This window comes from Paenibacillus sp. FSL K6-3182, assembly GCF_037976325.1.
Classification (GTDB): domain Bacteria; phylum Bacillota; class Bacilli; order Paenibacillales; family Paenibacillaceae; genus Pristimantibacillus.
In genome coordinates, this window is record NZ_CP150265.1 from 2,528,903 (window position 1) to 2,550,312 (window position 21,410).

Here is a 21,410-nt window from a genome sequence, read left to right on the forward strand (position 1 = left end):
ATTTAAGTTACTACCACTGCGTTCAAAAGGACAAATCTGGAGTGAGAAAATATGGGAATTAATAATAATAGATTAATAGAGAAACGGCCTGCAAATGTTTGGACTGAGGCTTTTCCAATCGGCAATGGACGCTTGGGCGGCATGGTATTCGGTGGAATTCAATCCGAGAGAATTCAATTAAATGAAGACTCCATCTGGTATGGAGGACCGATGGGGAATGATAATCCAGCATCCATTGGAAAGCTGCAGGAAATTAGAAGCTTATTGCTGGAAGGAGAACCGCAGGAAGCAGAAAGATTAGCGTTGCTGCATATGACCAATGCGCCGCATTATTTTGGCCCGTATCAGCCGCTTGGTGATTTAACCATTAAGATGGAAGGTCATCACAACGCTTCGGATTATCAGCGTGAGTTGAATCTTCATTCTGGAATCAACTTTATTGAGTATAAGTCTGAGTCAATTCATTATCGACGGGAAGTCTTCTCGAGCGCAGCAGACCAAGTATTAATTATCCGTCTGACTGCATCGCAGCAGGCTGCTCTTACTTTAACTTCCCGTTTGAGTCGAAGGCCATTCGAGGGGGAAGTTGGCAGTGAGGCAGAGGGTACTTTGACAATGAAAGGACAATGTGGGCCAGGTGGCGTTCATTACGCAGCTGTATTACGAGCAGTTGTGGATGGGGGCGAGATACAGACGGTTGGGAACTATTTGGATATCCGTCATGCGAGTGCAGTTACTTTAATAATAGCGGCACAGACCTCGTTTAGGTGCACTGATCCGTGCATGGAGGCGCTCAAACAGGTGGAGCAGGCAGCTTCTTTGCCATATGCAGAGCTTAGGAATAGGCATGTTCAAAACCATAGTCATTTATTCGATAGAGTTTCACTAACATTAGGCTCTGCTGATGAGAATAATCTTGAGCTTGAACAAAAACCTACCTCTGAGCGGCTGCTGCATTATCAGCAGGGTCATATAGATTTAGGTCTTGAAGCGTTGTTCTATCATTATGGACGTTATTTGCTAATGGCAAGCTCAAGACCCGGCAGCCTGCCGGCTAATTTACAGGGAATATGGAATGAAAGCTTCACACCTCCTTGGGAATCTGACTTCCATCTGAATATCAATTTGCAAATGAATTACTGGATCGCGGAAGCTGGCAATTTGGCTGAATGTCACGAGCCGCTGTTCGATCTCATCGATCGGCTGGTGGTTAACGGACGAGAAACGGCACGAAAATTATACGGTGCAAGAGGTTTTGTAGCACATTCTGTAACCAATCTGTGGGCGGAAACAGGGATATTTTGCGCGTGGACGCCAGCAATTTTTTGGCCATCAGGAGGTGCGTGGATTGCCCTTCATTTATGGGAGCATTACAGATACAACGGTAACGTATCGTTTCTACGTGAACGAGCCTATCCGGTGCTGAAGGAGGCTTCGCTTTTTTTCCTCGATTATCTAATCGAAGATGACAAAGGCAGGCTTATAACCGCGCCGTCCCTTTCTCCAGAGAACAGTTATGTATCAGAAAGCGGAGCAATCGGGTCGTTATGCGTTGGTCCTTCGATGGATTCTCAGATACTTTATGCGTTATTTAGCGCCTGTATAGAGTCAGCAAAAATTGTTGATCTTGATCCACTGCTTCAAGTGGAATTGATGGAAGCTCGGAGCAGACTCCCTAAGCCGGAGATCGGCCAGTACGGTCAGATTATGGAATGGGCTGTCGACTATGAGGAAGCTGAGCCTGGACATCGCCACATTTCACATCTATTTGCTCTACATCCGGGGGAGCAAATTTTGGCTCATCGCATGCCGGAATTAGGAGAAGGCGCACGGCGTACGCTCGAGCGGAGATTATCGCATGGGGGCGGACATACGGGATGGAGTCAGGCCTGGATTGCGAATTTTTGGGCGAGGTTAGGTGATCGCGATAAATCCCATAACAGCTTGCAAGATTTGTTGCGTAAAGCCGTTCATCCTAATTTATTCGGAGATCATCCGCCATTTCAGATTGACGCTAATTTTGGAGGGGCAGCGGCAATTCAAGAAATGCTGCTGCAATCGCACGGAGGCGAGCTGCTTTTGCTGCCCGCACTTCCTCCCGCATGGTCATCCGGCCTTATTACAGGCTTGCGGGCAAGGGGCGGGTTCACAGTTGATATCGAATGGTTGGATGGAAAGCTGATGGAAGCCAAGATTCGTACTGAAATCGGCGGGAAGCTTGCTATTTATAGCAAGGCACAACTTGGAATTCGTGATCTGGCAAATAAACTTATAATGGCTGAATGGACGGATTGCACCTATCAATTTGTAATGCCACCCGAAACCATGTATGTTGTTAAGCCGGCAACAGAGTGACACTTATAATTGGTAGACGGGGTCTCCATACATGTGAGACTAACATCATAAAAGAGGTTTCCAACGTCATAAACGAGGCGTGGGAAACCTCTTTTTGTATTTTAATCATGGATCATACGAAGTTCTTAAAAAAAGTCAAAATAATGCACATTCCTGCAAAAATTCATTCTCATTAGACGATCATTCTTTCGTTATGATTGAGCGTAACTAATAAAATGTTGAATGAAAGGGGCCTTGCATCGTGTGGAAAACGGCTATTGATGATGCTATTGCAAAGACGCTAAAAAATATAGAAAGATTTGAGGGGAAATTCCCTCATGTCAGCAGCAATGGAACCTATGAATTGAATGAAAATAATGATTGGACCAATGGCTTCTGGAGCGGGATGCTGTGGTTATGCTACGAATATACACAAGACGAACGGTTTCGGAATGCGGCGGATCAGACGGTTACAAGTTTTCATCAACGCCTGAAAGACCACGTTGTGCTCGATCATCATGATATCGGTTTTTTATACTCCCTATCCTCCAAAGCACAATGGATCGTGGAGAAGGATGAAGCAGCCCGACAATTAACGCTGCAAGCAGCTGATTTGCTTATGAACCGGTGGTGTGAACCTGGCGGCTATATTCAAGCTTGGGGACAAAAGGGAGATGCTAAAGAGGGCGGCCGGATTATCATCGATTGTCTGTTAAACCTTCCACTGTTGTATTGGGCGAGCGAACAGACAGGAAATTCATCCTATATGGAAGCAGCTCGTATACAAGCAGAAAAATCAAGGCGTTACCTAGTAAGAGGGGATGACAGCTCCTATCATACGTTCTTCTTTCAGCCAGAAACGGGTGAACCGATCGGAGGGGCGACGCATCAAGGGTATACGAATGGTTCAACTTGGACAAGGGGACAAGCGTGGGGGGTATATGGATTCGCACTCTCCTATCGCTACACGAAGGATAAAAAGTTCCTCGAAGCTTCAAAGCGACTTGCCCGTTATTTCCTTGAGCATTTGCCAGATGACCATGTAGCCTACTGGGACTTCAATGCTCCCATTGAGAAAGATACCTATAGAGACAGCTCGGCCTCTGCGATTGTAGCTGCGGGATTATTAGAGCTCCTATCCCTCATGGAGCAGCAAGACCCTGAACGTCTTTATTTCCAAGAACATCTTGAGAAATCAATGACCTCACTCGTTCAAAAATACGCGACGATTGGAGAAGAAGACGCAGAGGGACTGCTTAAGCATGGATCCTATTATGTGCACGGAGGATTGTCACCAGATGACTATATGATCTGGGGAGATTATTACTATCTGGAAGCGCTGATGAGGCTTGAGAAGGGTATCGGAGGTTATTGGTATGAAGGCAAATAACCAAGCTCAGTATGAAGATCGCCTATTTGACCTATTAAACCTAGATGATGAAGGGTTAGAAATGGTAAAGAAGGCCATCCTTCAGAATCAGCTTGATGATGCATTTGCAGTGCTAAAGCAATATTTTATAGAGCGTACTTCTCCTAGGATGTATTTGCAAAAAGAAGAAATCCCACAGGTTTGTGGCTATGTTCATGTACATTGTTCTGATGAAGTGCAGGAAGTGCTGCAAACAGCTGATGAGGTCGTATCGCAAACCTTCCTATTCCGCTTTCAGTGGGATATGGAGCGTACCCGTGTTCCTGTAAGCTTTGATCAGCTAATCGATTGGAATCACATTCAAGGTAATGATGTGGAATGGGCCTATATGCTTAATCGACACCGGTACTGGATTGCACTTGGACAAGCCTATCAGCTTACTGGAGATGTGAAATATGCGAGCACCTTCTGTCTACAATTAGAGGATTGGATTGATCGTAATCCCGTTCCTTCGGAGCAGACTAGGAGTACGTTAACTTGGCGCTCTATTGAGGCGGGACTGCGCTGCAGCAATTGGATCAAGGCACTGTCTTATTTAATTGAAAGCCAAGTTATGACGCCGCGTCTATTTGCAAAGATGTTAGTCTCCCTCCATGAGCATGCGGAATATTTAGCTTCATCATTCACAGGCTGGAGTAATATTAGCAACTGGGGTGTTATTGAAACGAGTGGATTATTCCAAATGTCCGTATTCGTTCCAGAATTTAAGCGAACACTTCACTGGCAGCAGCTAACGGCTGAGAGGCTGAGAGAAACGTCGCGACTGCAAGTGATGAAGGACGGCATTCACTGGGAGCAGTCCCCCACCTATCATCATGAGGTACTGAACTGCTTTCTAGACATTATGACTCTGGCTCAAAAAAATAAAATGACCATGGAAGCTAGTTTTACTCGTTCGGTAAAGAGCATGGCTGCTGCCTCTCTCTACTGGGCAAGACCGGATCATAGACAGGTGATGCTTGGTGATAGCGATAATAATGATATTCGGTCAGTTATGACGGCTGCTGCGATTATTTTCAAAGACCCCGTGTTTCGGTTTGCTGGATGGGAGAAGGTCGATTTTGATCAAGCTTGGAACTTCGGGCCTGAAGGTATTCGCTATTATGAAGATTGCCCCGTTCAAATACCGCCGCAGCAATCTTATGCGTTTGAACACTCAGGGCATTATGTGATGCGCTCTGGCTGGGAAGAACAAGCGTTGTATCTCTATTTCCGCTGTGGTCCTCTTGGAGGAGGACATGGGCACGCGGATATGCTTCATATCGATATTCATGCCTACGGCAAGGATCTGCTTACGGATCTAGGGAGATACAACTACTCTGATCATACGCCGCTGCGGAAGCAGCTTAAACATTGCAGCTCCCATAATACAACGGTAGTTGATGATATTGAATTTACGGAAGTTATTGATACATGGCAATTTGGGCGAATAGCTTCAAGAACAGGCACGGAGTGGATTTCCGAGCCGAATTTTGATTACGTTAGCGGGAGCCACGATGGATACATTCATTTGGATGATCCAGTCTACCCAAGCAGGAGCATCATCTTTGTAAAACCGTATTTTTGGCTTGTGGTGGATTGCTTTAGAAGCCAGAATGAACATACGTTTAAGCAGTTTTTTCATTTTGCTCCTGGACAACTGAGCTTATCGCAGGAGACGGGGATTTGTCGCACGACAAATGAGAATGATGCCAATCTTTGCATTATTCCGATCCAGACTGCTGGACTTAAGGCTGAGCAGAGCGAGGGTGTTATTTCGTATGAATATAATCTAGTGGAGCCTAACCAATATGTGACCTACGAGAGAACTGGATCAGGTACGACATCGATGATGCAGGTGCTTTACCCTTTACGCGCGGGAGAAACAAGCATTCCTATCGTTGAAAAAGTTCCAGTCTACCTATATACTGGTGAGTTGGCAGAGGACAACAGCGTAGAAGCATGCCGGATTGTGATTCCGCATTCAACAGAGCAATATATCATTGTTGTATGCCATAGGGCTCCATCCTCTCATATTGATTCATACATGGTTGACGGCACACAGATTTTTGGCGAAGTGGTGCTGATATCCTTGAAAGATAAGGTCAAAGAGATTACCGTTATAAAATAAAGCCTGAAACGCGAAAAAAAGCGATAAGCTACCCTGCTGCAATAGTCATGAAAGCAACTTGAAAGAGGCGCGGTAAATATGTCTAGGTTAAGCTATTATCAAAAAATTCAGCTGTCATTTCTCCTATTTATTATTGTTCCTATCATTACTGTATCTGTCATCTCATTTGTGCTCATTAAAGAGACGATGGTTGAGAAGCTTCAGCTGAGCAATGACAACTTCTTGAATGTCATGATCGAAGAGATTGGAACAACGATTGATGATGTTATATTCGCATCGCATTTCATAGTTAATGATACGAATGTCCGGTCAGATTTGAAAAAATTCGCGGATACAGAACGGTTGAATACGTATGCGGATTACACAAATTTCACGAACATAAGGGGAGTATTTTCTCTCATTACATCGAAACCCTTAAATAATAACATTCGAATGTATTTGGTTAATAGAAAAGGCTTTATTATTTCTTCGAATGAGGATGATTTGAATTTAGTTAATAGAAACCTAGACGATTTATATGAAAAAATTGATCTCAAAAGGCCGGAAACCCTGCAACGTCTCGGTATGGTTAAAGAAGAGTCCGATAAGGAAGGGACCTATTATATGGCAAGAGTGATTCATGATAATGATGACAAACGCTATCTATCGGTTCTGATTATTGGTATTTCAGAGTCATACTTTGAGAAAGTTCTAAAGCCCATTGAGTTTGGTAAAGTAGCGCTTTTTGATGCAGAGGGAACTCTTATTGCTGGAAGCACGGAGCTTCTGTCGCACGATGCAGCAGCAAGCAGAGATATTCTCCGTTCTGAAGTCACGTTAGACAAAACGGATTGGACGCTTGTTTATGAAGCGAATAAGGAAACCTTTACGGGGGAAATTTCAAGAACCTTCTATTTGGGTATTGGAGGCGTTATTTTCCTCTTTATTATTTTTTCCATATCTTCTATGTTTATTGCAAGGAGATTGCACAGGCCTATTCAAAAATTGCAGCGTGCAGTCAGGCAATTTGGGATGGGAAACCTTGATGTGAAGCTTGAAGTGAAAGGGAAAGACGATATCGCTGAGCTAGGTCATTCGTTGAACACGATGATGGAGCAGCTCAAGGGGCTTATCCATGATATTGAGCATGAACAGGAGCTGAAGAGAGTAATGGAGCTCGAGGCTTTGTTCATGCAAATTCGGCCGCATTTTCTAATTAATACATTGAACTCTATCAAATGCAGTCTCATCCTGCACAAGGATCTTCTGCATAGCAAAAGCATCGATTCATTAATGAGCTTGCTCAGAGCCTATCTGAAGGTAAATGAACCGACCTCATTGAAGGATGAGTGCGTGCTGCTCGGGCATTACATCGATATTATGAAGATCAGAAATGAAATGGTTCTTGAGCTTACGGTTGAGCTTGAACCAGGGCTGGAACAATTATTAATTCCGAAGCTGATGCTGCAGCCTTTAATTGAAAATGCGATTGTACATGGTTTGGTAGACAATCCTGCTGCCAAAATTTCGATCCAAGCAAGAAGAGTAGAGAACGGAATAATCATTATAATAGAGGATAACGGAAGTGGAATAGAGGAAGAACATTTAGCTGCACTGAACCATCATCTGCATTCAGTCGGCTCAGAGCAGTCCTCTTCTTATCAAAGGGTCGGCTTGATTAATGTGATTCAAAGGTCAAGATTAACATTTGGTCCAACGGCGGCGTTAGCTCTATATGAAAATGTACAGGGCGGGGTAACAGCCTTCCTTCATCTTCCTGTTATTGAACGGCATGTTTATTCTTCGGAGGGGTGAAACGGTGATGTATAAAGTCATGTTAATTGATGATGATGTCCCTATGATTCGGGTTTTGCAGCAAATGATCGATTGGGAGTCACTCCAGCTGCATGTAGTGGGGGCTACCTATTCAAGTGCAAAGGCATTGCATATGTTTGAAGAAACGTCGCCTGATATCGTCATCACTGACATTGGACTGCCGCAAAAAAGCGGTATCGAGCTAGCGGCTATTTTCCGCCGGATGAAACCGGATATTAGAGTCATATTTTTGACTTGCCACGAGGATTTTCATTACGCCCAGCAGGCAGTAAAGCTGAATGCCGATGATTATCTTCTTAAAGATCAATTAACAGCGGAGCAGCTTGAGCAAAGCTTAGGGAAATCCATACAATTGCTCAAAATGAAAGTCCCAAAGATCGACAATGAAGTATCGAACTATAACAGTGAGCTGTTCAAGCAAGGTTTGTTTCAAAGAGTCATTGATGGTGTTAATCCCACATCAACTGTGGGGTATGCAGCTCAGCTAGGCATCTCATGGGGATACCCCTTCTTTATGATGGGTGTAGTCCATATCAATTTCTCAACTTACGAATCGCTTTACGTTCAGAACAATATTTCGTTAATTTTTTATGCGATTCACAATATTGCGATGGAGCTGTCAGGTTCGTATGATGGAATAACGCCATTTTTGGAAAAAGACAATTTAGTTATTTTGTATAATTACCGAAATAATTTGGCGAACAATGCTTATCCTTATTTTCAAAAGTATATGCAGGAGCTGCAGGCTCTTTGTCTACAGTTTCTAAAATTGCAGCTTAATATAGTCACCGTGACAGATAAGATGGAGCTGCAATCCATTGGAGCCGTCTATCAGCAGGTGATTCAATATAAAAATGAGTTTTACAAAAGCAGTGAGTTTACGGTTACGAATATGAATGTCTTCTTACAGAGCATGTTTTTATCCTATCCGCTAGGGTTTCTAGATTGTTATAAATCAGATATTGAGCGTGCGATTATGAAAGGCGACTTTGACAGTATCCATAATATCGTCGCAAATATTGGAAAAAATGCAGAAGAGAATAGAGTGGAGCCAAGTGAGCTGGTTCAAGATTTATCAACACTCATTCGCAGCATTGATATAATGTTCTCAAGATGGAAGTCGGATGAGGGGATTTATATCTACCTGTCTTCTGCAAGGACTTTGCTCGATGTAACAGGATTGATTGAGAGAAAGCTTATTCACATTGCAAAAAACCGACAGAAGGGATTAGAACCCGTGATCCAGGAGCCGAAGCTGCAGGTGATTCAACAATATCTAGATAAAAATTTATCCGAAAACATTACCTCAATTGACATGGCGCGTCATTTGTATTTGAATTCAAGCTACTTCTCCCGCTATTTCAAACGACTGACGGGTGTGAATTTCACGGATTTTGTTCACCAGTATAAAATGAAAATTGCTGCAAAAATGCTGAAAACGTCCAACCAAAGCATCGAATCTTTAGCTATGGGACTTGGATATTCGGATAGAACTTATTTTTCAAAAGTGTTCAAAAAGTATATAGGCATGACTCCAAGTGAATATAAAGCAAATTATACGATTAACACTTATGTAAGATGAATAGACTGCAGCCACAATCGAAACCTGTTCTCCGATAATACCGGGGTACGGGTTTTTTTGTCGTTCCCATTGTTCATAACTCTAAGGTGTTTTCACTCATTACAAGCGATTTGGAAAGTCAAAATATTGCTCCTACGAAGTCATAATCCATCGTTCTTGTCCTGCGGATTTCTATTATCATTAGTATCAACTTAATAAATGTTGAGGTGATACGAAATGGAAGCTGCTAAACCAATCACAAACCCTGAAATTCTACAGAAGCCAAGAAAATTTTGGACTCCGAGGCGGAAAGAAGCATTAATCGGCTGGCTGTTTCTTGCCCCAGAAATCATAGGTATGTTATTGCTGAATGTATTTGCACTTGGGTTTTCTCTTTATTTGAGCTTTACTTCGTGGGACTTGTTATCAGGCATAGGGGGCATTAAGTTTAACGGTATCGACAATTATATTAAAATGTTTCATGATCCAACCATCATTAAAGCGTTGAAAAACAATCTGCTTTATACCGTGCTAACGGTGCCGGTTCCAATTGCGATATCGCTGGTACTCGCTGTTCTCATTCACAATAAGGTGTTTTGGAAGGATTACTTTAAGGTTGTGTTTTTCATTCCCTATATTTCATCCATTATTGCTGTAGCGGCAGTGTGGAGCGCATTGTTCCATCCTTCACTAGGACCGATTAATCAGTTTTTGATGGATCTAGGCATTTCCAACCCGCCTAAGTGGCTGGTGGACCCAAAAACTTCACTTATCGCCATTGCGATCATCACTTCTTGGGCAGGGCTTGGTTATACAATTATTATTTATTTGGCCGGTCTTACAAGTATTTCGAATGAACTATATGAAGCGGCGGATATCGACGGTGCGACTTCAATGACCAAGTTTCTCAAAATTACGGTTCCATTGCTTCGTCCGACAACGTTCTTCTTGTTTATTACGATGTTGATTGGTTCTTTTAAAGTATTCGATATTATCTCTTATTTGACAGCCGGGGGACCAGACAATTCTTCTACAGTCATTGTGTTCCGGATTTATGAGGAAGGATTCGTGAATTATAACATGGGGTACGCGGCTTCAATCTCATGGCTGCTATTTGCGATTATTGCTGTCATTACTGCGGTTACCTGGAAATTCAGAAATGAAGAATCATTATAAGGGGGAGGGGTCAGCTTGCTTATCATAAGAAAAAATATATCAAAAATAATTGTTACCATTATTATGGGTGCCATATCTATTTTCTTCTTAGTTCCATTCATATGGATGATTTCATCAGCGTTTAAATTTGAAAAGGATGTTATGCGTTTTCCCATTGAGTGGATTCCTAAAAATATTAATGTGTTGTACAATTTTAAAGCAGTTTGGATGGGAAATGTAAACTTTCTTCATATTTATTTCAATTCTATTAAAATAGCTTTAATTGTCACATGTCTCACATTGCTCTTTTCCACTATGGCAGCTTTTGCATTTACCAAACTCCGGTTTAGAGGGAGAGGCCTTGTATTTATGGCTCTGATTTCGTTCATGATTATACCGGATCAGGCCACTTTAATTCCTCGGTTTATGCTGGTTCGCTGGCTGGGTATTTATGATAGTCACTTTGCGCTTATTTTTATGGGGATGTTTTCTATTTATTTCACATTCCTGCTTCGCCAGTTCATGGCGGGGATCAGCGATGAGTATATGGAAGCTGCGAGAATTGATGGAGCAGGCCATTTAAGGATTTTCCGCTCGATTATCATTCCGCTTTGCCAACCGGTGCTTGCTACCGTCGCTATTATAAAGTTCATATGGTCATGGAATGATTATCAGAATCCGCTTATTTTCCTGCAATCCAAAGATTTGTATACGATCCCGCTGGGTATGAGCCTGTTCAGGGATGATTATACAACTAATGATGCCATTATGATGATGGCCGCGCTGTCAGCTATTATCCCTTTATTAATTATATTTATTATATTGCAGAAGCAAGTAATTAATGGAATTGCCCTTGGCGGAGTCAAAGGGTGATATTTGAAAAAAAGTCAAAAAAGTAATCATTTTACCTCAAAATTATACTCTTCTATGAATCGTCCAATCTTTATACTGATGATGAAAGAAGATGAGTCAGCTATTAAATAGGGGGGCAAAAAAATGAATCATAAGGGTAAACGCAAGTTTTTAGTTTCGATCTGTCTTTTGTTAGCGGCTTTTGCAGTGCTAAGCGCATGTGGAGGTAATTCTAATTCGCCTAAAAGCTCAAACGCTGCCGGGTCTGAGGGTACGGCGGACAAGCAAGTGACCATTAAGTATTACAATTTTGACAGTGCAGCTCAAGAGGTTGGTACAAAAGCTATGCTGCAAGAATTTGAGAAAGAAAATCCGGATATTAAAGTTGAGCATGTCATTCTTGTTCCGGGTAATTCCTTGGAAATGTTGAAAAAGCTTGATTTTCTAATCTCTTCGGGTGAAGCGGTCGACGTCGTAAACGTTCCGAGCGCGTCAGCGGTTATCGAAAGAGCAACTAGAGGCGCGCTAGCTCCGCTGGATGAATATTATGCTGCCAATAATCTTGTTGCTGCGGATGAATATTTTGTTAATCCAAAAGTGGGCGACAAAACTTACGGCATGCAGATGTCTACAGGTTACCAATTCATTTTATTGAATAAGGATGCCCTAGATGCAGCAGGCTTGCCAGTGCCGACATACGGTTGGACATGGGATGACTTCCGCGATTATTCCAAGAAGCTGACCAAAGGCGAAGGCGTGGATAAACAGTACGGTTCGTACTTCCATACTTGGGAATTGTATATGAATGCTCCAGCCCAAACGGTGATGAAAGATCCTTTCCGTTATGATGATGGAACGACGATTTTGGCTGATCCAACTTATAAATACTTCTTCCAGCTGCGCAAAGACATGGAAACGGTAGATAAATCGGCTAAGCCTTATGCGGATGTTCTTGCATCGAAGCTAAACTATCGTACTGAATTTTTCAGTGAAAGTGCTGCGATGATTCTTTCCGGAAGCTTTATGATTCCTGACCCAGGAAATACGGAGCAATATCCGCATGATTTCAAAACGGCATTTGCTCCAGTTCCACTTCCTCCTGCGAATGCGCAGCCAAAAGATTATGAAGGCGGTAAGTACTTTGTAGGTGGAGGGCATCTAGTAATGGGTGCGACTTCCAAGCATAAAGAAGCTTCATTCAAATTAATGCGCTTTATGACAACAACTGATTCGGAATCCAGAAACGAATTCTCTGGCTGGAAAAAATCAGATCAAAACGTCGTACTTGATCGTTTGATCGGAGCTAACGCTGATAAATATGATGTTGAATCGCTTAAAAACACATTGTTTGGCCCTGAAATTAAATATTTGGATGCTTCACAAGTGGTAACGACAAGTACTGCTGATTTGACCAAAGTTATCGGAGATGGCTTTAGCAAGTTTATGCTTAGCAAAGATTCCATTGACGATGTACAAGCATGGATGGTAAAAGAAGCGACGAGAATCATTGATGAGAAAGAAACAAAATAAAGTTAAGTGAATTGAAACCGAAATTGAGGAGCTTTGAGCAGTCTAGACATGGCTGCTGCAAAGCTCCTTTTTCTTATGTCGGATCAATGGCAACTTAGAAGTGCAAGGAGAAGGAGATGCAGCATGGCTAACTTATCATCATCATTATCAGTGCCAACCGAGCAGCAGCGTCGTTGGCAGGATCTTGAACTCGGAATGTTTTGTCACTTTGGAATGAATACGTTTTGTGATCAGGAATGGGGCGATGGAAATGACTCGCCTTCTTTATTTAATCCGGTCCAGCTTGATGCCCGCCAGTGGGTGCGTACGGCAAAGGCTGCAGGCTTCCGATACTTCGTCCTTACGGCAAAACATCATGACGGCTTCTGTCTTTGGCCGACCGCTACGACAGATTATTCGGTTGCCTCTAGTCCTTGGAGAGAGGGCAAAGGCGATATCGTAAGGGATTGTGCAGATGCCTGCCTTGAAGAAGGAATTGGCTTTGGTCTTTATTTATCACCTTGGGATAGACATGAACCATGTTATTCCGATCCAGAAGCGTATGATCTCTTCTACGCTAGTCAGCTGGAGGAATTGCTAACGGGTTATGGTCCACTCGTTGAGATCTGGTTCGACGGAGCGGGCTCAGAAGGAAGAGAGTATGACTGGAAACGAATCATGAGCTTAATTAAGCAGCATCAGCCCGATGCCATGGTGTTTAATATGGGGGCACCGACGATCCGATGGGTAGGGAATGAGGATGGTCTTGCCCCTTATCCTTGCTGGAATACAGCTGAATCTGCTCGGGTAAGCATGTTTAGTGAAGGAGATCTGAAATGGCTGCCAGAAACACCTCGCTGGGTACCGGCAGAATGTGATGTCCCTATTCGGAAGGACCGATGGTTCTGGCATCCTGAGGAGGAGCATCTGCTGCTTTCTTTGGAGCAATTAATGGATATCTATTATCGTTCGGTTGGCCATGGTGCAACACTGCTTTTGAATGTAACGCCAGATAACCGGGGGCTTATGCCGGAGGCAGATGTGAACCGGGTTATTTCGTTTGGAAACGAGGTTCGTCGCAGGTTTGATCATCCACTTGCCGAGCTGTTTGGCGAGGGAGAGGTTATCGAGCTTGTGCTGCCTCGGAAACTTATCATCGACCATATCATCACAATGGAAGATATTGCTTATGGAGAACGGGTACGGGACTATAAAATAGAGGTTCAAGCCGGCAATGAATGGATAGAAATGATCCGTGGGAGCGCAATTGGGCACAAAAAAATTGATCGCTTCCAACCAATTTCCACGGACAGAATACGTTTAACTGTACTTGAGTCGGTAGAACGGCCAATGATAAGACGTTTTGCCGTGTTTAATAGTAATTAGATTCATTGTTGACAATGGAAACTATAAAGGATGGGTGAGGAAACCATGAGTCAATTGGAGATTAGAGATGGGCAGTATTATTTGCAGGGGGAGCCTTACCGTATCGTTTCGGGTGCCATACACTATTTCCGTGTCGTGCCAGAGTATTGGATGGATCGTTTGCAGAAATTGCAGGCATGTGGATTTAATACAGTAGAAACTTATGTTGCTTGGAATGTGCATGAGCCGCAGGAGGGTCAATTCCAGTTTGAAGGAATGGCTGACATTGTCCAGTTTATTGAGCTTGCGGGACAAATGGGTTTGCACGTGATTATTCGTCCCAGCCCATTTATTTGTGCGGAGTGGGAATTTGGAGGATTGCCGGCATGGCTATTGAAAGAGAGCGATATGCAGCTTCGCTGCTCGGATAGTGCCTATTTGGCGAAGGTAGATCGATATTACGATGTATTAATTCCTAAGCTTGTTCCACTGCTCTCTACGCAGGGTGGGCCGATTCTTGCGGTGCAGGTGGAAAATGAATATGGCAGCTACGGCAATGATACCTCCTATTTAACCTATATTCGGGATGGGCTTGTACAAAGAGGGATAGACGTGCTGCTCTTCACTTCTGACGGACCTACTGACGAGATGCTGCTCGGCGGTACGATAGATGATGTTCATGCAACAGTGAATTTTGGATCGCGAGTTGCGGAATCGTTCGGAAAGTATCGGGAGTATAGAGAAACAGAACCGCTGATGGTTATGGAGTTTTGGAATGGATGGTTCGATCATTGGATGGAGCCTCACCATGTTCGTGATGCAGCTGAAGTGGCTGACGAATTGGATAAAATATTGGAGAGTAGTTCATCGGTTAATCTTTATATGTTCCATGGCGGAACGAATTTCGGATTTTACAATGGCGCCAATCATATTAAAACGTATGAGCCTACGGTAACTAGTTATGATTATGATGCACCGCTGAGTGAGTGGGGAGATGTGACGAGCAAGTATGAGGCGGTTCGCAGCGTGTTTGCTAAGCACGGCATAGAGCCAGGTTGTGAGATGCCGCAGCCGATTCCTAAATATCCATATGGTAAAGTGACACTGTCAGAGAGCGCGACACTGCTTGATAATTTGGACCAATTATCAGAGCCAGTAAAATCGACATTCATACAGCCTATGGAGAAATTTGATCAGGCGTACGGTTTTATTTTGTATTCGACATGGGTAAAAGGACCTCGATCTGGGCAGAAGCTGCATATTCAAGAGGTTCGTGACCGAGCGCAAGTATTTCTAGATGGCAAGTTATTAGGTGTTGTGGAGCGCTGGGACCCTAAGCCCTTAGATATTAGCATTCCAGAAAATGGGGCAAGACTCGATATTCTTGTCGAGAACATGGGGCGAATTAATTACGGTCCTCGACTTCGTGATCCGAAGGGGATTACGGAAGGAGTGCTCCTTGATAATCAATTTTTATACAATTGGACGATTCGGACGCTTCCCCTTTGTCCTGATTCTCTAACGTCAGTCCGCTACGAGACAACGAAGGATCATGATTTACGTGTAGAAACTCCGGCATTTTACAAAGGTTGTTTTGAAGTAGAAGAGATCGGGGACACTTTTTTAAGATTTGATGGTTGGAATAAAGGCGTAGCATGGATTAATGGCTTTAATCTGGGACGGTACTGGGAGATTGGACCTCAGCGTGCGCTTTATATCCCAGGACCTTTGCTGCGGAAGGGACGCAACGAGATTGTGCTTTTTGAGCTGCATGGCTTCTTGACTGAGCCTGTAATCACGCTTAGCGACCAGCCTGATCTAGGGGAATCCGCAGCGGTGGATGACCGGGTGTTAAATTTTGTGCAAGATGAGCAGACACCCTAAATCGAACTGTATCCCTAGTAATCAACCACGTCCTAAGGACGTGGTTTTTTTATACTTAAATTAATGCGTTTTTGAAAGCATTATTTTACAAGAGGTTTGGCGGACATATCAAAATCAACATCTTCAATAAATTCGATGATTTCCCCATTTGGGCTATGAATAACTGCATTCCTTATAAGAAGAGGTGGTTCGCCAAGAGAAAGGCAATCCGGTGCTACAAAAGGTTTTGCCCCATGAGCGAGTGCCTTTTGATACATTTCATCTACGTTATCTACATAAAAGGCGAAATGCAATAACGCTCCATGAGCGATATCATTTTCAGTTAATGCTTTTTTCCCTTGAGCGGGAATGACTGCATCGTTATCAAAGATCTCAATACAGGTCCTTTGGTCAGGTGAAACCAGCATGGAAGCTTCCTTAATTTGAAATAAGGGCAAACTCCAATGATGGCCTAACTTGAACCCTAAAACCTCAATATAGAATGCAATCGTTGCTTTATAATCTCTAGCTTGGATAGCTACATGCGAAAGGCCTTTTACGCTCATCTCTAATCGCTCCTTAAATAATATATGTAAATTATAGAGGCATTAAAGGATGAGAGACATGCAAAAGATAAGCATTTTATAGTAATATGGTTATAAAATATAAGGTATTTTAGATGAAAAGGTTTATTTCATGTTAATGATCAGGAGGCTCTTATTATGGAACATCCTATGGATGACATTGATAAAAAAATTATGGCATTACTTCAGTACAATGCACGGATGTCCATTTCTCAAATTAGCAAAGAGGTATCGATGTCGCAACCATCCGTTAAAGAAAGAATACTCAAGTTGGAAGAGAAAAACATAATCGCTGGGTACAATACCGTTTTTAATTTGCGTGAAATAAATCGAGGCACGACCACGTTTATTTTAATAAAAACAGAACATTGCAAAGAGATTACTGACTTTTGTGAACATGCTATGGAAGTAACCGATTTATTTCGGATTAGTGGAGAATATAATTATCTTATTAAGGTGCAAACCGCATCCATTGAGGAACTGGCTGAATTTCAAGATTCTCTAATCAAGTTCGGACCCTCAAAGTCTCATATCAGTTTGAAAAATATGTTGGAAAACAGGGTTTTAATCTAGTAGAGAGTAAGTGTAAATATGACGATATGAATGGTGCTAATCATCGGATGGATGGTTTAACTACCTACCCCTTCAATATTTTTGGGGGAGGGTTGGGAAAAGGTTACTCCAACGATAGAGCAGCTGCCTTTCAAAGGCGATACTTTAATTGGCAATGATGTATGGCTAGGACAACATGTCACGATTATGCCGGGGGTGAATATAGGTGACGGTGCGATTGTTGCTTCGAATTCAACTGTTGTAAAAAATGTTGAACCTTATACAATTGTTGGCGGAAATCCTACAAACGTTATTAAGAAGCATTTCGGTGATGAGATGATCAATCTGTTGTTGGAACTTCAATGGTGGAACTGGGATGAGAAAAAGATATTTGAGAATCTTGAGCAATTAGTATCGGTTAACGATATTGCCACACTAAAGAAGCTATTGAATAAGGAGTAGGATTTGAAACGAAACAGCAGAAATGCTGTTTTTTTGTTTTTTATTGTATGCATATTCCTCACAGTAAAACATTGATCACTTTGTAAATGACTCCTTAAATCGGTCGATCCACCAACGTCTACGAATTTCTTTTCCCCATTTATGACCATGAGCTCTTAATGTAGTTACTCGCCAGTACATCGGTGGGTGATCCATTATTTGAAATTCCATGAACCTTAAGAACCAAGGTGACCTTGCAAGAGAGGACTTTATTTCTTTCAGATCATTTTTCTTCATACTATACTCTGCAGTTTTTTTCATCGCTTCATCTTGGGATGCAGCAAGAGTCGCTAAGCTATTAGCCATTTGCATCGTTCCTCCATCAAGAAATGAAGCGCCTAGATGATCTGCCCTTACTTCCATCAATTGAGAACAAAATGATTGAAATACTGGAAATAGAATTATGAGTAACCAAACTGAAAAAAATAAAGGAATAGCTAAAGCTTCAATATCAGAAACTTGTTTGAAGATAATTAAAAGTGCAACAACCATAATTAACATTAATAGAATTCTATACAGTTGCCCATACAGGATATCTCTCTTCTTCACATGAACTGCTTCGTGGGCTAATATACCTTCAATAGCATCTATGGGCAATTTTAATGTAGCGGTTGTTAAAGTCACCATTGACCGTCCAATATTCATACCTGTTGCTAGCCCGTTGTATTGTGCGGAGTCAGTTTCATAAACTTTCACGTTTGGAATACCAGCTTTAGCAAATACCTTTTCAGCTGCTGATATCACTTTAGGATCGGTTGCAACCTTAGCATCCATGGCAACCTTTAGTACACGATCAGATATATATATATTAAATAACCAATAAATAATCGCTATACTAACCATCAACCACGCAGGAGTTCTAAAGGTATATAAGAGTAATATCATTCCAGTATAAGCGGATACCCCCTTTACTGTTACCGCAAAATAGAACTTGCCTAGGAGCCGTTTGATATTCCGTTTATGATAGAATGGCAGAACGGAAACCTCATTTTCAATAGTACTTTCAAATTTCATTTCTGAACCCAATTCGGTTCTCCACTTTTCTGTTTCTTTAATTGTCAGGTATACTGTTTCTCCTGGTAATTGAAGTCGCAGCACTTTGTTAAAGCTAGTTGTGAAGTCGGTATTTGATGTGAATAGGGTGAGATAGGGATGAAGCTTTAACAGGTCTACCGTTGATTCAATGGTTATCTCCTGTATATCTTTGATTGAAAATTTTCTTGAGTTCAAGCGGGAAATGATATATAAGTTGCCTTGTTGTTTAGAAAAATAGAGGCTAGTTGTAAAATATATCACAAGACGTTTAATCATTTCGGTAATTGCAATGAGCAACCCATATACAATAAAATATTTTAATAGGCTATATTCCGGTCCGTATATCAAAAATAAGGTGGCACCAGCAAATACAAGGATTGAAATTCCTAATTCCCCAAGTATCCGTTGATTATTTCGAATAATCCCTATTTCCTCGACTTCTAGTTGGATGACTTCTTCCATTAACTCGCTATACTTTCCCTGACCAGTCATTAAAAGAGACATTGATAAGTACCCAGCCGAAACAAACGCAAAATGAATGAAACCTTCTGGAAAGCCCTGTTGATAAAAGATAAATCCAATTGCTAAAATAGCTCCGGTAATTTCACTTGTATAACCCAATTTACTACTCCATCTTCCAGTTAAGACACCAACAATATTAATAATACAACCTAATAATAGATATAACATAGTTTCAAAAATACTTGGGAACATATAATGACCTACCCTTCTAACTAACTAAGCAGCACTTTTGTTTGATGTGGATGTTAACGTTTCTTTTTCAGAAGTGCACCAAACAACGAATAGAGAATGATGACAAGGCTGACTGTAGCGGTAATATAAGCAGCGCCATCATGAAGAATGAGATGTGGTTCAGCAGGTAGTATACGATCGGACACAAGAAAGAATCCAACATATACGAGCGAAATGATCGTTCCTAGTCCGTACATCATCCAGAAAGATATACGCTTAGAGGAGAAAGAACCAGCACGAAGAATAGTGAATAAAACATAGGACAAAGCTAGTGAGAGTGCTAAATACACGATATTCTCATATAGCGGAATGGTTAGGTGTCCACTGAAACCGTTTAGAAAACGCCAAATAAGAAGCAAAGGAACTAGGGGTGCTATTGTTTTTATTTGTTCCCATTTCGATGATTTAGGGAGCTCCTTGATGATCTCATTACAATAGGACTTAGGATCTTGGCCAAAGATTTGTTCGAACGATTTCCCCTCACGCTGAGCCATTAATAAATGATCTTCGAGTTCATTTAGGATCTCACTAGCTTTGGTATCCGGTATGGCAAAACTACTCTGAATGTAGAATCTCATTTCGTTTAAGAGGGTTTTATTTTTTTTGTTCAACATAAGGCATCACTCCTTTTCAATAATACTATTTACCGCATTACTTAGTTCGTGCCAATTTCCACGGAATAATTGAAGCTGCTGTTCTCCTTTAAGAGTTAGGCGATAGTATTTGCGGTTAGGTCCCGAAGCAGAGGGGCGTAGTGTACTTGCCACAATATTTTCTTTCTCTAGACGAAGTAAGAGTGGGTAGATGCTCCCTTCCTTCGCGAACACGAAGCCACTAAGAGCGAGTTTCTCCATAATTTCATATCCGTACGTTTCCTCTTCATCAATGACTGCAAGAAGGCATCCCTCAAGCACCCCTCTAACCATTTGAGTGAACACGAGCATTCCTCCAATCGTAGCCTCTATCTATATTGCGCAACAAGGTACCGAATTAAGAAATAGCTAACTTGCAATACAAGCTAGCTATTTCATACTATCCAATTGTTAATTGTAATGCAAGTTAAGATATTATCATTTGAGGGGAATTCTCTTTTACATATTGCATGAAAAGATTTTTGGATGATGAATTATACTCCGTGTTACGTAATTGCAGCAAACCGACTGGAATGGCTGAATCCTTCAGTTCAACGTGAATTTTCACAACATTCGTGGGTAACGCTGTTGAATCTAGAACGGCTCCAACGGAAGGTATTCTCTGAACGAATGAAGGAATAGCCGAAATTTGATTCACCGTATATAAAAAAGGGGTTTCGGTGTAATGGGAATATTGCTTAGCTAACCGCAGATAATACAAGCAGGTATTTCCTCCAACGATCATTTGATAGTTAAGCAGTTCTTCAAAGGATATTATTCCGTTTCTTTCAGCCAAGGGATGGTTGTTCGCTACAATGAAGGAAATACTCTCATTATATAGTGGCTCAAAGCTAAATGAAGAAAAATCGGTAGGCTCTCCGCATATGGCAAAGTCCAGTTGGTTCTGGAGTACCGCTCGTGACAAGGAGTCGGTGTTCCCACTGACAAAGTGACATGCTACTTTTGGTTTAAGTTCCTGGAATTGCTGCAGAGAGCTGGGCAGCACATGCTCGAATATCGATGCTAGCCCTCCGATGCGCAGGGAGCCAATCTCCTCTCTTTGCAAAGCTTTCGCTTGCTCAGTTACTTGGTTCCAGTGTTGAATGAGCTTGTCAATTTCGACGGCAAAAATTTGTCCAGAAGCGGTTAACTCTGCATCCCATCCTCGCTTAAATAGCTGGATGCCCATTTCCTTCTCCAGCCGCTGGACTTGATTAGTAATCGTAGACTGCGCGTAATTCAATTTCGTGGCCGCTTTGGTGAAGTTTCCTTCTTGAATAATGGTTCGAAACGTAATTAATTCCTTTAAGTCCATAGCACATATCTCCATCGGTATAATTGAATTAAAATATCATTTTAT

Annotated in this window: 16 protein-coding genes and 1 pseudogene; 12 read left to right on the forward strand and 5 right to left on the reverse strand. The window is 42.0% G+C overall.

The genetic code is table 11. The annotated features are described in order from the left end of the window. Positions 1-51: 51 nt before the first annotated feature. From MHH56_RS10740 to MHH56_RS10785, 10 genes are all read left to right on the forward strand, one after another. Positions 52-2,355, forward strand: coding sequence for a glycoside hydrolase family 95 protein (locus MHH56_RS10740; RefSeq protein ID WP_339208164.1), 2,304 nt, complete (start codon positions 52-54; stop codon positions 2,353-2,355). 241 nt (positions 2,356-2,596) lie between these two features. After that, the gene (locus MHH56_RS10745; protein WP_339208165.1) at positions 2,597-3,724 is read left to right on the forward strand and encodes a glycoside hydrolase family 88 protein; all 1,128 of its coding nucleotides are present in this window, start codon (positions 2,597-2,599) and stop codon (positions 3,722-3,724) included. Further along, positions 3,711-5,873 (forward strand): alginate lyase family protein, encoded by a 2,163-nt coding sequence (locus MHH56_RS10750; RefSeq protein ID WP_339208166.1) that lies wholly within the window; start codon positions 3,711-3,713, stop codon positions 5,871-5,873. Before MHH56_RS10745 ends, MHH56_RS10750 begins: the two co-directional genes overlap by 14 nt. A gap of 78 nt (positions 5,874-5,951) precedes the next feature. Next, the gene (locus MHH56_RS10755; protein ID WP_339208167.1) at positions 5,952-7,667 is read left to right on the forward strand and encodes a histidine kinase; all 1,716 of its coding nucleotides are present in this window, start codon (positions 5,952-5,954) and stop codon (positions 7,665-7,667) included. A gap of 7 nt (positions 7,668-7,674) precedes the next feature. Then, positions 7,675-9,270, forward strand: a complete 1,596-nt coding sequence (locus MHH56_RS10760) for a response regulator (protein WP_339209554.1) — start codon at positions 7,675-7,677, stop codon at positions 9,268-9,270. 216 nt (positions 9,271-9,486) lie between these two features. After that, positions 9,487-10,425: a sugar ABC transporter permease gene (locus tag MHH56_RS10765; protein ID WP_339208168.1), complete on the forward strand. Its 939-nt coding sequence runs from the start codon at positions 9,487-9,489 to the stop codon at positions 10,423-10,425. Between the two features lie 63 nt (positions 10,426-10,488). Beyond that, a complete protein-coding gene (locus MHH56_RS10770; protein WP_076269617.1) occupies positions 10,489-11,277 on the forward strand; it encodes a carbohydrate ABC transporter permease in 789 nt (262 codons plus the stop codon). A 123-nt stretch (positions 11,278-11,400) separates the two neighbouring features. Continuing rightward, positions 11,401-12,786 (forward strand): extracellular solute-binding protein, encoded by a 1,386-nt coding sequence (locus MHH56_RS10775; protein ID WP_339208169.1) that lies wholly within the window; start codon positions 11,401-11,403, stop codon positions 12,784-12,786. Between the two features lie 123 nt (positions 12,787-12,909). After that, positions 12,910-14,151, forward strand: a complete 1,242-nt coding sequence (locus tag MHH56_RS10780; RefSeq protein WP_339208171.1) for an alpha-L-fucosidase — start codon at positions 12,910-12,912, stop codon at positions 14,149-14,151. Between the two features lie 45 nt (positions 14,152-14,196). Then, a complete protein-coding gene (locus MHH56_RS10785) occupies positions 14,197-16,014 on the forward strand; it encodes a beta-galactosidase family protein (protein ID WP_339208172.1) in 1,818 nt (605 codons plus the stop codon). Between the two features lie 80 nt (positions 16,015-16,094). Here the strand turns inward: MHH56_RS10785 and MHH56_RS10790 are convergent, their stop codons facing one another. After that, positions 16,095-16,559 carry a VOC family protein gene (locus tag MHH56_RS10790; protein ID WP_339208174.1) on the reverse strand — a complete coding sequence of 155 codons (465 nt, stop codon included), beginning with the start codon at positions 16,557-16,559 and terminating at the stop codon, positions 16,095-16,097. Between the two features lie 156 nt (positions 16,560-16,715). Here MHH56_RS10790 and MHH56_RS10795 point away from each other — a divergent pair, with 156 nt between their 5' ends. Both MHH56_RS10795 and MHH56_RS10800 read left to right on the forward strand, forming a co-directional pair. After that, on the forward strand, positions 16,716-17,150 hold the full coding sequence (locus tag MHH56_RS10795) for an Lrp/AsnC family transcriptional regulator (RefSeq protein ID WP_339208176.1): 435 nt from the start codon (positions 16,716-16,718) through the stop codon (positions 17,148-17,150). A 26-nt stretch (positions 17,151-17,176) separates the two neighbouring features. After that, a pseudogene (locus tag MHH56_RS10800) lies at positions 17,177-17,591 on the forward strand (CatB-related O-acetyltransferase); the annotation flags it as partial. A 75-nt stretch (positions 17,592-17,666) separates the two neighbouring features. On the opposite strand, the gene MHH56_RS10805 reads toward MHH56_RS10800, so the two are convergent. The 4 genes from MHH56_RS10805 to MHH56_RS10820 form a co-directional block, all read right to left on the reverse strand. Then, positions 17,667-19,379, reverse strand: coding sequence for a M56 family metallopeptidase (locus MHH56_RS10805; RefSeq protein ID WP_339208178.1), 1,713 nt, complete (start codon positions 19,377-19,379; stop codon positions 17,667-17,669). A gap of 53 nt (positions 19,380-19,432) precedes the next feature. Next, positions 19,433-20,032: a DUF1129 family protein gene (locus tag MHH56_RS10810; RefSeq protein WP_339208179.1), complete on the reverse strand. Its 600-nt coding sequence runs from the start codon at positions 20,030-20,032 to the stop codon at positions 19,433-19,435. Positions 20,033-20,038: 6 nt separating this feature from the next. Continuing rightward, the gene (locus MHH56_RS10815) at positions 20,039-20,362 is read right to left on the reverse strand and encodes a PadR family transcriptional regulator (protein ID WP_339208181.1); all 324 of its coding nucleotides are present in this window, start codon (positions 20,360-20,362) and stop codon (positions 20,039-20,041) included. Between the two features lie 115 nt (positions 20,363-20,477). Next, positions 20,478-21,365, reverse strand: coding sequence for a LysR family transcriptional regulator (locus MHH56_RS10820; RefSeq protein ID WP_339208182.1), 888 nt, complete (start codon positions 21,363-21,365; stop codon positions 20,478-20,480). Positions 21,366-21,410 lie beyond the last annotated feature (45 nt).